At 36.8% G+C, this 11,843-nt stretch carries 13 protein-coding genes, 2 tRNA genes and 2 rRNA genes; 3 read left to right on the plus strand and 14 right to left on the minus strand.

The window, feature by feature from the left end; genetic code table 11:
* Positions 1–379: 379 nt before the first annotated feature.
* A complete protein-coding gene (gene groL / locus CIB95_RS15320) occupies positions 380–2,017 on the minus strand; it encodes a chaperonin GroEL (RefSeq protein WP_094926610.1) in 1,638 nt (545 codons plus the stop codon).
* Between the two features lie 54 nt (positions 2,018–2,071).
* Complete coding sequence (gene groES / locus CIB95_RS15325; protein ID WP_094926611.1) at positions 2,072–2,356, minus strand: co-chaperone GroES; 285 nt, start codon at positions 2,354–2,356, stop codon at positions 2,072–2,074.
* A 229-nt stretch (positions 2,357–2,585) separates the two neighbouring features.
* On the opposite strand from groES, the gene CIB95_RS15330 reads away from it, so the two are divergent.
* Both CIB95_RS15330 and CIB95_RS15335 read left to right on the plus strand, forming a co-directional pair.
* On the plus strand, positions 2,586–3,323 hold the full coding sequence (locus CIB95_RS15330; protein WP_094926613.1) for a CPBP family intramembrane glutamic endopeptidase: 738 nt from the start codon (positions 2,586–2,588) through the stop codon (positions 3,321–3,323).
* Positions 3,324–3,536, plus strand: coding sequence for a YdiK family protein (locus CIB95_RS15335; protein ID WP_094926615.1), 213 nt, complete (start codon positions 3,324–3,326; stop codon positions 3,534–3,536).
* A 9-nt stretch (positions 3,537–3,545) separates the two neighbouring features.
* Here CIB95_RS15335 and CIB95_RS15340 read toward each other — a convergent pair whose 3' ends face one another.
* From CIB95_RS15340 to tatA, 3 genes are read right to left on the minus strand one after another with little or no spacing between them, the layout of a single operon-like run.
* Positions 3,546–4,256, minus strand: a complete 711-nt coding sequence (locus tag CIB95_RS15340) for a class I SAM-dependent methyltransferase (RefSeq protein WP_094926617.1) — start codon at positions 4,254–4,256, stop codon at positions 3,546–3,548.
* 40 nt (positions 4,257–4,296) lie between these two features.
* Positions 4,297–5,034, minus strand: a complete 738-nt coding sequence (tatC, locus tag CIB95_RS15345) for a twin-arginine translocase subunit TatC (protein WP_094926619.1) — start codon at positions 5,032–5,034, stop codon at positions 4,297–4,299.
* An 18-nt stretch (positions 5,035–5,052) separates the two neighbouring features.
* Positions 5,053–5,223, minus strand: coding sequence for a twin-arginine translocase TatA/TatE family subunit (tatA, locus tag CIB95_RS15350; protein WP_094926621.1), 171 nt, complete (start codon positions 5,221–5,223; stop codon positions 5,053–5,055).
* A gap of 184 nt (positions 5,224–5,407) precedes the next feature.
* Between tatA and CIB95_RS15355 the strand changes: the two genes are divergently transcribed.
* Entirely contained in the window at positions 5,408–7,336 is a 1,929-nt protein-coding gene (locus CIB95_RS15355) for an ABC-F family ATP-binding cassette domain-containing protein (protein ID WP_094926623.1), read from the plus strand.
* 275 nt (positions 7,337–7,611) lie between these two features.
* Here CIB95_RS15355 and tsaD read toward each other — a convergent pair whose 3' ends face one another.
* The 9 genes from tsaD to CIB95_RS15400 form a co-directional block, all read right to left on the minus strand.
* Positions 7,612–8,628, minus strand: a complete 1,017-nt coding sequence (gene tsaD / locus CIB95_RS15360) for a tRNA (adenosine(37)-N6)-threonylcarbamoyltransferase complex transferase subunit TsaD (RefSeq protein ID WP_094926625.1) — start codon at positions 8,626–8,628, stop codon at positions 7,612–7,614.
* On the minus strand, positions 8,615–9,076 hold the full coding sequence (rimI, locus tag CIB95_RS15365; RefSeq protein ID WP_094926627.1) for a ribosomal protein S18-alanine N-acetyltransferase: 462 nt from the start codon (positions 9,074–9,076) through the stop codon (positions 8,615–8,617). Before rimI ends, tsaD begins: the two co-directional genes overlap by 14 nt.
* A 9-nt stretch (positions 9,077–9,085) precedes the next feature.
* Positions 9,086–9,778: a tRNA (adenosine(37)-N6)-threonylcarbamoyltransferase complex dimerization subunit type 1 TsaB gene (gene tsaB / locus CIB95_RS15370; RefSeq protein ID WP_094926629.1), complete on the minus strand. Its 693-nt coding sequence runs from the start codon at positions 9,776–9,778 to the stop codon at positions 9,086–9,088.
* The gene (gene tsaE, locus CIB95_RS15375) at positions 9,759–10,229 is read right to left on the minus strand and encodes a tRNA (adenosine(37)-N6)-threonylcarbamoyltransferase complex ATPase subunit type 1 TsaE (RefSeq protein ID WP_094926631.1); all 471 of its coding nucleotides are present in this window, start codon (positions 10,227–10,229) and stop codon (positions 9,759–9,761) included. The genes tsaB and tsaE overlap by 20 nt, the downstream gene beginning before the upstream one ends.
* Complete coding sequence (gene thiL, locus CIB95_RS15380; RefSeq protein ID WP_332893465.1) at positions 10,229–11,224, minus strand: thiamine-phosphate kinase; 996 nt, start codon at positions 11,222–11,224, stop codon at positions 10,229–10,231. The genes tsaE and thiL overlap by 1 nt, the downstream gene beginning before the upstream one ends.
* Before the next feature lie 145 nt (positions 11,225–11,369).
* A tRNA-Asp gene (locus CIB95_RS15385) sits at positions 11,370–11,445 on the minus strand.
* A gap of 19 nt (positions 11,446–11,464) precedes the next feature.
* Positions 11,465–11,541: transfer RNA gene (locus CIB95_RS15390), tRNA-Met, on the minus strand.
* 17 nt (positions 11,542–11,558) lie between these two features.
* Positions 11,559–11,675, minus strand: a 5S ribosomal RNA gene (gene rrf / locus CIB95_RS15395).
* Positions 11,676–11,744: 69 nt separating this feature from the next.
* Positions 11,745–11,843: ribosomal RNA gene (locus CIB95_RS15400) — 23S ribosomal RNA — on the minus strand; the annotation flags it as partial.

The following is an 11,843-nucleotide window of genomic DNA, read 5'->3' on the forward strand; positions in this document are numbered from 1 at the left end:
ATTAATTAAGTACTTTATTGCATAAACAAAATTATTTGCTGCGCAGTATAAAGTCTACTACGCAATAAAAGAGTGACTCTATAAATCTTGATACATTCAATGACTGTAATCAAAGACAATAAAGCACAAATGTTAAGTAGATTAGCGATTACCGAATTGAATTTAACTAGAAGTAGCATTAAGAATTAAGCATGAAATTAATCTTAGGTTAATGAGTGATTATGATTTTTAATAATACGCATCACCTCTAACGTCAGTAAAAGAAAAAGACTTCTCAAAAGTTTTACAACTAATGAGAAGCCTCTTTTATATACCTAATGTTAGCATTTTGTTAGCAAATTGCGCATAAACCCTTATATATCAAGGTTTTGAGCGATCATCACATCATGCCGCCCATGCCACCCATTCCGCCCATGCCGCTCATGTCAGGCATGCCGCCAGCGTTTTCTTCTGGCTTATCAGCAACAACCGCTTCAGTCGTTAAGAACATAGCAGCTACTGATGCAGCGTTTTGAAGTGCAGAACGAGTAACTTTAGTTGGGTCAACGATTCCTTCTTCAATCATGTTTACCCATGTACCGTTTGCAGCGTTGAAACCAGTTCCAACAGCTTCACCTTTTAAGCGCTCAACAACTACAGAACCTTCAAGTCCAGCATTGTGTGCGATTTGACGTACTGGCTCTTCTAAAGCACGTAGTACGATATTTACACCAGTTTGCTCGTCGCCATCAGCAGTAATAGCAGCAACCGCTTGGTAGATGTTCATTAATGCTGTACCACCACCAGATACGATTCCTTCTTCAACTGCAGCACGAGTTGAGTTTAATGCATCTTCAATACGAAGTTTACGCTCTTTAAGCTCAGTTTCTGTTGCAGCACCAACTTTAATTACTGCTACTCCACCTGCAAGCTTAGCTAGGCGCTCTTGTAATTTTTCTTTATCAAATTCAGAAGTAGTTTCTTCTACTTGTGCACGGATTTGGCTTACGCGACCTGCGATTTGCTCAGAGTTTCCAGCACCTTCAACGATTGTTGTATTTTCTTTCGTTACAACAACTTTAGAAGCAGTACCTAATTGTCCGATGTTTGCAGACTTGAGGTCTAGACCTAATTCTTCTGTAATTACTTCAGCACCAGTTAAGATAGCGATATCTTCTAACATTGCTTTACGACGGTCACCGAATCCTGGAGCTTTAACAGCTACTGCATTAAATGTTCCACGTAATTTGTTTACAACGATTGTTGCTAACGCTTCACCTTCAACGTCTTCAGCAATCATTAATAGAGGCTTACCTTGTTGAACAACTTGCTCAAGCACTGGTAATACTTCTTGAATGTTAGTAATCTTTTTATCAGTAATTAAAATATAAGGATTTTCTAATACAGCTTCCATCTTATCAGAGTCTGTAACCATGTAAGGGGAAGCGTATCCACGATCAAACTGCATACCTTCTACTACTTCTAATTCTGTAGAGAAACCTTTTGATTCTTCAATCGTGATAACACCGTCGTTACCTACGCGCTCCATAGCTTCAGCGATTAATTGACCTACTTCTTTGTCAGCAGCTGAAATTGCAGCAACTTGTGCGATAGACTCTTTACCTTCGATAGGTTTAGAGATTTTTTGTAATTCTTCTACTGCTGTTTTAACCGCTTTTTCGATTCCTTTACGGATAACCATTGGGTTAGCACCAGATGTTACGTTCTTTAATCCTTCACGGATCATAGCTTGTGCTAATACTGTTGCAGTTGTAGTACCGTCACCAGCTACATCGTTTGTTTTGCTAGCTACTTCTGAAACTAGTTTTGCACCCATATTTTCAAAAGCATCTTCTAGTTCAATTTCTTTTGCGATAGTCACACCATCATTAGTAATTAATGGAGAACCGAACTTCTTCTCTAAAACTACGTTACGACCTTTAGGTCCTAATGTAACTTTTACAGCGTTTGCTAATGCATCTACACCACGAAGCATCGAACGACGAGCTTCTTCACTAAATTTAATGTCTTTAGCCAATTTGTTCTACCCCCTAAGAAATTTTTATAAGTATATTAGTATGCGTTATGTGTATTATCCAACGATTGCTAATACGTCATTTTCGCGAAGGATTAAATATTCTTTTCCTTCATACTTTAATTCCGTACCAGAGTATTTAGAGAAAACGATAATGTTTCCTTCTGCTACTTCCATAGCAATGCGCTCACCATGTTCTGTCACACGGCCGCTTCCTACAGCGATAACTTTTCCTTGCTGCGGCTTTTCCTTTGCGCTATCAGGAAGAACGATTCCGCTTGCAGTTTTCTCTTCTGCTTCAACTAATTCGATTACAATACGATCACCTAAAGGCTTTAACAATGTAAACTACCTCCTTAAGATCTTCATTTTCTTATTTGTTAGCACTCAAGCTCATCGAGTGCTAATACATTTATTATAATAATAAATACTTATCTATTTTGCAAGTGATATACACAAAAAATTTTAAACTCACCTTAAGTATGATTGTCTTAATTCCTATCGTTTAAACATCCATTTAAACATGTGGTAAAATACTAGAATACACCTCATTCGTAAAGGAGTCGAAAAGATGAAATCTAGATATTGGTGGGTCATCCTAACTTACATTGCAATGCAATTTTCTATTTATTTATTAGTTCCATTACACAGTATTATGGGCGTTGAAACTCCTCTAGAGGATTGGATCGAAACTAAAGAAGTAGTAGGTACGTGGGTTTTTTATAGCTTTACAATCGGGTTGCTGCTGATAATTTACTTGTTGCGACAAGACATAAAAGAACGACACCAGGCACCAAACCGAGTCTCACGTCTATCAGCTGTTAAATGGTCAATAATCGGAGTATTTTTAGCATTCGCTGCTCAAATTACTGCTGGACTTATTGAGGTAAACTTATTTAATATCGAGGCAGGCTCTGAAAATACAGAAAGTCTTGTAGAAATAGCTAAAGCTTTACCACTGTTTGTCATTGTCGGTGGACTAATTGCTCCAATTCTAGAAGAAATTCTTTTCCGTAAGATTATCTTCGGCTCTTTATATAAGAAGTTTAATAACTTTTTTGTAGCAGCAATCATTAGTTCCCTTTTGTTTGCAGTCATTCACGTTGACTTTACTCACCTTCTTATCTATACTGCAATGGGATTCACTTTTGCCTATTTATATGTAAAAACTAATCGAATTCTCGTTCCAATTATCGCTCATGCAGCGATGAATTCAATCGTATTTCTAATGAACTTTTTTGTAGATATAGAAGAATTAGAAAAACAACTAGAACAAGCAATCGCTATCTTTATTGGAGGAATTTTTTAAATGAGAACATCATCACCAGCCTTTATGGCGCTGTTATATTTTTCATTAGGGGTATTATTCACTTATTTGGCTATCCAAAATGGCCAAGAAAGTATGTGGAATGCTTCTACGATTATTTTAATGTTACTTGCTACTTTTGATTTTAGCGTTTCTTTTCGCTTCATGTTACTTAGACGAAAAATAAAGCAAATAAAGAAAAACAAAAGCACGTAATTTACGTGCTTATTTTTTTTCACAAATAACAATTAAAAATTGCGGTTTTGTCATTAGCTTTTCATATGTTTGCTTATGTAATTGTATTAATTGCTCAATCGGCTGTGGTTCAATGATCTTTTCTATTGAAAAATACCGAGAAGGGCTAGCTATAGTTTCCTGCAAAGACCTCCGATAAAAAGGCACATATACTGTCCCTGCTTTTGGCTTTTCCCAAGGTAACACTAATCGTTCTCTTGTGAAATAGTCTCCTGTTTTTGAAAACTTATATTCCATAAAAGGATGATGGACGGAAAAGAGGAGCTTGCCCCCAGGCTTCATAACTCTGCTAAATTCCATCATCGTATCTTCCCAACAATCGAGATAGTGGAGTGTTAATGAACTGACAATATAATCAAAGTGTTCATTGGCAAATGGAAGCTTTTCCTGTAAGTTAAGACATAAAACGTTAGATTCTGTTCCTATTCTCCTCTTTGTAGCCGCCACCATTTCTTCACTTACATCTATCGCTACTACATCTGCCCCTTTTTTTAATAGCTGTTCTGTATACCAGCCAGCTGCACAACCTGCATCTAAAACTTTTTTCCCATCCATCACGTCTGGTAGCTGCGCCAGCATTGCCGGACGCTCGTAATGCGTATTGTAAGGGCTATTTTCATCAATTGTATGTTCATAATCTACTGCTAGTTTATTAAAAGCATCTACGATTTCCTTTTTCATCTTTTCCCCTCCTCCATAAGACAGGAAAAACACCACGAGATTAGTCGTGGTGCTTCTCAGCTTCTGCTTGGCTTTTACGATAAGCTATTTTTGAAATTACAATACTTACTTCATATAGTAGAATTAACGGAATTGTAACCATAATGTGTGACAACACTTCTGGTGGAGTAATTAATCCTCCGACTACAAGAAGTACAAAATATGCATATCTTCTTACACTACTTAAAAACATCGGTGTGACAATTCCAAGTCGTGTAAAGAACATAATAATCACAGGTAGTTGAAATAGAAAGCCAAATGGCAAGACAATTTGTAATAAGAATGAAAAATATTCATTAATTCCGTAAACTTCGGCAATACCTAGGTCAGTTGCCAATCGTCCCATAAATTCTATGATGAATGGAAAAACAATAAAGTAAGAAAATGAAATCCCAACTAAAAATAATATGACCGATACTGGGATATACATTAACGTTACTTTTCTTTCCCGTTCATATAACCCGGGACTAACGAAAGACCACAACTGATACAAAGCTAATGGCACTGTTACAACTACTGCTAATATAAAAGCAATTTCCATATATATTTTAATCGGATCGGTTAATCGAAAAGCATTTAAAGTAATCTCTTTTGCTACTTCAACCTGCATTAATTTAATTAGAGGCTTGGCTAAAAATAAGCCACCTATTAATGAAACAATAAAAAATCCGACTACGACAATGATTTTCTTTCGCAATTCATCAATATGATCGTAGACAGACATTTGCCTTTCTTCCATGTCTTACCCATCCTAACATTACTTCTTTTCGTCTTTATTATCGTCATCATCAGCTAAACCTTTTGTTGCATTTTTAAATTCTCTTAACGTGTTACCAGCTGCTTTACCTAATTCAGGTAATTTTTTTGGACCAAATATGATGATAGCGACAATCGCTATTATTGCAATACTTCCTGCTCCTAGACCCATACTGTTCACCTCCTAAAAATGAACAACGCATTTCCATGCTTGTCTGCTTAAAGCATACCAAATTTCAATGATAATATCCATATCGAGCATATGACGATTATGTGTCTAAACTGTTTGTTACAGTTGCCACTATTTCCTAATGTAAGCTACACTATACTAGAGTATAACATAGAGGTGGTAACCTATGATTTTATTACAAGTGAACCAATTAACGAAGAACTTCGGTGCAGAAGTTATATTATCTAACATAAAACTAGAAATTAAAACGAATGACCGTATTGCCTTAATAGGTAGAAACGGTGCTGGTAAGTCAACTTTATTAAAAATTATTTCTGGACATTTAAGCTATGATTCCGGTGAAGTAATTAAACCAAAACATGTATCAATTGGCTATCTTGCGCAAAATACGGGGCTCGACTCGACTCGTTCTATTTGGGATGAAATGCTAAAAATTTTTGAACACTTACAGGAAATGGAAAAGCAACTTCGCAACTTAGAAAAACGAATGGGTGAAGAGTCTGTTCTTAATGATGCAAGTAAATATGAAAAAGTTTTAGCTGAGTATGATGAATTGCAGCTTTCATTTAAGGAGCAAGGTGGCTATAAATACGAGGCTGATATTCGTAGCGTCTTGCACGGGATGAGTTTTAGCGATATGAATTATGAGACGAAAATCTCAACATTAAGTGGTGGGCAAAAAACTCGTTTAGCTTTAGCGAAGCTACTATTAGAAAAGCCTGATTTATTAATTTTGGACGAGCCTACAAACCATCTTGATATCCAGACTTTATCTTGGCTTGAAAAATATTTACAAGCTTATCCTGGTGCTTTATTAATCGTTTCTCATGACCGTTATTTCCTCGATAAAGTAGTGAATACGGTTTATGAAATATCAAGACGCGAATGTACAAAATTTGCAGGAAACTATAGTTTTTATTTAGAGCAACGACACATTATGTATGAACAGCAACTCAAACAATATGAAAAACAACAGGCGGAAAAAGCAAAACTCCAAGAATTTGTGCAAAAAAATATCGCTCGAGCATCGACTACAAAAAGAGCACAAAGTAAACGCAAACAATTAGAAAAGATGGAAGATATCGATCGCCCTCTTGGTGATGAAAAGAAAGCATCCTTCAGCTTTGATATTGAAAAACAAAGTGGAAATGACGTCCTAAAAGTACAAGAATTAGCTGTTCGTTATCAGGATGGTGAACCCCCTGTATTTAAAAATGTCACTTTTGCAATTAACCGAAGTGAAAGTGTTGCCATTGTTGGGCCAAACGGGATTGGAAAATCAACATTATTAAAAACTATTATTGGCACACTACAGGCTAATGCCGGTACAACAACGCTTGGGTCTAACGTCACAATCGGCTATTACGACCAAGAACAAGCAAACCTAATGTCTAATAAAGATGTTCTACATGAATTATGGGATGAATATCCTGGGAAAACAGAGAAAGAAATTCGCACTGTCCTAGGTAACTTTTTATTTAGTGGCGATGATGTTTTCAAAGCGATTAAAGCGTTAAGTGGTGGCGAAAAAGCGCGAGTTGCACTTGCCAAGTTAATGTTACAAAATGCAAACTTACTAATCTTCGATGAGCCGACAAACCATTTAGATTTAGAAAGTAAGGAAATATTAGAATCCGCATTAATCGATTACCCTGGTACAATCCTGTTCGTATCACATGACCGTTACTTTATTAACAGGTTAGCAACACGGGTCATTGAGCTTTCTAAAAATGGGGCGGAAGACTATATTGGCGATTATGATTACTATTTAGAGAAAAAAGAAGAATTAAGGCAGATTGAAGAGGAAAAGAAAAGTAGTCATGAAAAGGCTACAGCTAATACGTCAGACCGCAATCAATTTGCACTTGATAAAGAGGCGAAAAAACGGGAACGTCAGCGCCTACGCCGAATTGAAGAGCTTGAAGCTGAAATCGAATCGTTTGAACAGAAAGTCGAAGATGTTGAACAGCAATTATGTGATCCAATCATCTTTGATAATCATGAAAAAGTAAATGAATTAAACGAACAATTACAATCTCATCAAGATTCATTAATGCACTTAATGGAAGAGTGGGAAGCATTACAAGACAGCTGACGAGTAATTCGTCAGCTTTTTTTTGTTTATTTTGAGGATAACTTATTATTAGTAAGAAAACTTATTAACATATCCATAGAACTATACACAATATCCACAGTCTTATACACATATAAACCGTTGTTTTACTTGTATACACAATACTTATTCACATTATCCACATTACAAGGTGTAATTTCGACAAATATTTACTAACATCGCTAGGTCTGATAATACTTAAGTTTTATACGTTTTTCCACATAAATAGAAAAGCTGTGGATAAGTTTTTCCACAGCTTAGCTTTCTAATGAAAGTCCAGGGTTGGCATTTAATTCGTATGTTGCAAATTTGCCTTTTTGATAAGCAATACTACCAGCTGCCGCTATCATAGCAGCGTTATCTGTACACAATGATAACGGTGGTATAATTAATTCACAGTCTATTGTTTTAAAGCTTTCTTCTAGTTGTTTTCTTAGCCCTTTGTTTGCAGCTACTCCACCAGCTAAAAGCACTTGCTTTACTTCGTACTCTTTTGCAGCTTTTACTGTTTTGTTAACAAGAACTTCTACAACACTTTCTTGAAAGCTAGCAGCCAAATCTTCATCTTTAATTGTTTCCCCACGTTGTTTAGCATTATGTAGCACATTGATTACCGCAGATTTTAAGCCACTAAAACTAAAATCATAGGAATCAGATTCTAACCAAGCCCTCGGTAAGTTTAATGTCGCTTTTCCTTCATGTGCTAAACGATCAATATGAGGACCACCTGGGTATGGCAATGATAATGCTCTAGCTACTTTGTCATAAGCTTCACCTGCCGCATCATCGCGAGTTTCACCGATTACTTCAAAGTCTCCATGTTCCTTCATATAAACTAGCTCTGTATGCCCTCCAGAGACAACTAGCGAAAGCAATGGAAAATTCATTTCCTTTACTAAGCGATTAGCATAGATATGGCCTGCAATATGATGGACACCTACTAAAGGTTTGTCATGAGCAAACGCTAATGCTTTTGCTGCATTAACACCAACTAATAACGCACCTACTAATCCCGGACCTTCGGTTACTGCAATTGCAGTAATATCATCCATCGTCATTTCTGCCTTTTCTAGCGCTTCGTCAATAACAACAGTAATTGCTTCGACATGATGTCTAGAAGCAATCTCGGGAACGACACCGCCAAACCTTTTATGGCTCTCAATTTGTGAAGCTACGATGTTTGCTAACAGTTCTGTACCATTTTTTAAAATAGCTACTGCCGTCTCATCACAACTTGTTTCGATTGCTAAAATTATTTCATTATTTGTTTTCATTTATATTCACCCACATTATTAACGCATCCTCGCCATCATCAGAGTAATATCCTTTGCGAATGCCTTTTTCTTCAAAACCGAGCTTCTTATATAAGTTTTGTGCTACGAGGTTCGATGCTCTAACTTCCAGAGTCATCATTTCTGCTCCTAGCTCCCTCGCTAAGTCTATCATTTTTTTCATTAAATACTCACCGAGTTTTTTACCACGGTAAGCTGGAGATACCGCAATGTTTGTTATGTGCGCCTCATCAAGAATACTCCAAAAGCCACCATAGCCTACGACTTCTCCATTTACTTCTAACACAATATAATTAGCAAAGTGATTTTGCTTTATCTCATTTTCAAAAGCGTCTCGACTCCAAGGCGTTGAAAACGACGCGTATTCTACTTGTAAAATTTCATTTATATCTTCTTCAGTCATTAATCTGCAAACAATCGTATCATTCATCTTCTCACCTTATTTCTTCTGACTAGCTAACCAATTAGCTTCAGCTTCCACTAATCTTAAATAAGATGGGGCAAATGTATGTAAGTCCACAGGTTCACTTGAAGCACCAATTAAAGCAAGTTCTGACGCTCGAGGATTATGAAGCGTAAATGGTGCAAAGATAGCCTTATCTTCTAGTTGTTCTATAATTAATTCTTTATGTATAGCTACATCATTTCCTATAAAGAGAATTGGCTTGTCCTTCTCTTTTAGCATGTCCAACCAATCTTTTAAAAGAATATTACAGTCTTCGACCACTGATGAAACAAACTCCTGCTCAGCTTTGTATAATCCTGTATAAACTAATCCTCTTCTAGCATCAAAGATAGGACAAATATATCCATCAAATAAACTGGCATTTTGAGCAATCAGTTGTAAACTTGAAACGCCAACTAAAGGAATTTGCAAAGTCCAAGCTAGCGTCTTAGCAATTGTTACACCAATTCGAACACCTGTATAAGAACCTGGGCCAGATGCTACTACAATTCTCTCTAATTCTTTTGGTTTTACATTAACTTTCTTCATTAACTCATCGATTGCTGGCATCGCTCTCGTTGAATGGTTTTTCTTAATATTTGTTGTTAGTTCTCCGAGAACTGTCGTACCATTTGTAACCGCAATGCTTAACGTTTGATTTGATGTATCAATTGCTAATATTTTCATCTACAAATAACTCCTTACATAAACTTTCATATCGACTTCCATGAGGTTCAAAAGTAATTTCACGATTTCCATCATCAATGAGACGAATGGTAATCGTTAAATACTCCTCTGGTAAGTATTCTTTTATATAGTGCGCCCATTCCACAACAGAAACACCGTTACCTTCAAAGTATTCTTCAAACCCTAAATCTTCATCACTATTATGTAAACGATATACATCCATATGATAAAGTGGTAATCTTCCCTTGTACTCCTTAATGATCGAGAAAGTCGGACTATTAACCACTTTTTTTATCTCTAGACCTTTTGCTAACCCTTTTGTGAACGTCGTTTTTCCGGCCCCTAAATCTCCTTCTAACGTTATCACATCATTTTGCTCTAATAATGTACCGAGTCTACCCGCAATAATCGATGTTTGTTCTTCTGTTTTTGAGACATATGTAAAAACCATTACTTTTCACCTTCTCTAAAATGGTTATACCCGAGTTTCTTTAATTCTAAACTCCTACCATCTTTTCTAATCATGACAGGGAATTCACCCTTCTCTTTTACTGTACCAATTTTCGTTACTTGGATATTGGCTTGTTTCATTTTTTCTTCTATTTGCAAATAATGTTGTTTTGACGTTGTACCAACTAATTGATATTCCTCTCCACCATAGTATACCCAGTTTAATTGGTCATCCAAGGAATAGTTTTTCAAAGCATTGCTAATAGGAAGAGCATGTTCATCGATTTCAATGCTGACATTACTAGCTTCTGCTATTTCATTGCATTCACTTGCTAAGCCATCACTAATGTCATTTAGTGAAACTCGTTCATTTAAAGATGATAATATTAATCCTGCTTCTACTTGTGGAACTGGCCTTTGGTGGAAAACGATTAACTCTTTTTCAAAAGATTTATATGTATTTTCTTCTTGGTGTAAAAGAATCTCTAAACCTGCTGCAGAATTACCTAACGTACCCGTAGTAAAAACGATATCGCCAGGCATAGCACTACTTCTTAATAATGCCTTACCTGTTGGTAGTTCTCCTATTACTGTAACTGCGATTACTAAGCTGCCTTTAGTTGATACCGTATCTCCACCAATTAAATCGATGTTATACTTATCAGCTATTGCAGCCATTCCTTCATAAACGTTTAATAGTTCCTCTTCCTTCCACGAATTTGGAACAGCAATGGCGACTAAATAATATAAAGGTTTTCCCCCCATTGCGGCGATATCGCTTATATTAACTGCAACAGCCTTCCAACCAATATCAAATGGCGTCATTGTCTTCCTCGAAAAATGGACCTCTTCGCACATCGTGTCGACACAGACTACTTGATCTTTATTACTATTTGCACGGTATACTGCTGCATCATCTCCAATACCTATTATGCATGAAGACTGCTTTAGTTTTGCTGGTTTTATTTTATTAATAAAGGAAAATTCATCAGGCAAATCGATGTCCTCCTTATTCACCTTTTCTTTTGTTTGTATAAAAAAACCTTAGGATATACTCCTAAGGTGGATGTCTTTATCATAAATGTTACATAGAAAAAAGTAAATAAACATAAAAAAACACGAAACAATTGTTTCGTTATAATGGCGGTCCCGACCGGGATCGAACCGGCGATCTCCTGCGTGACAGGCAGGCATGTTAACCGCTACACCACGGGACCATGATAAGTTAAATTTAATTGGTTGCGGGGGCAGGATTTGAACCTACGACCTTCGGGTTATGAGCCCGACGAGCTACCGAACTGCTCCACCCCGCGATAATATTATAATAACTGCCTGGCAACGTCCTACTCTCACAGGGGGACAGCCCCCAACTACCATCGGCGCTGAAGAGCTTAACTTCCGTGTTCGGTATGGGAACGGGTGTGGCCTCTTCGCCATCATTACCAGACAAGTTATTAAATTAAAGGAACATCGTTCCTTCAAAACTAGATAACGACAATCACACACATTTAAAAATTTGGTTAAGTCCTCGATCGATTAGTATCTGTCAGCTTCACGTGTTACCACGCTTCCACACCAGACCTATCAACCTCATCATCTCTAAGGGATCTTACTT

The organism is Lottiidibacillus patelloidae (assembly GCF_002262935.1).
In the GTDB taxonomy this organism is placed as follows: domain Bacteria; phylum Bacillota; class Bacilli; order Bacillales; family SA5d-4; genus Lottiidibacillus; species Lottiidibacillus patelloidae.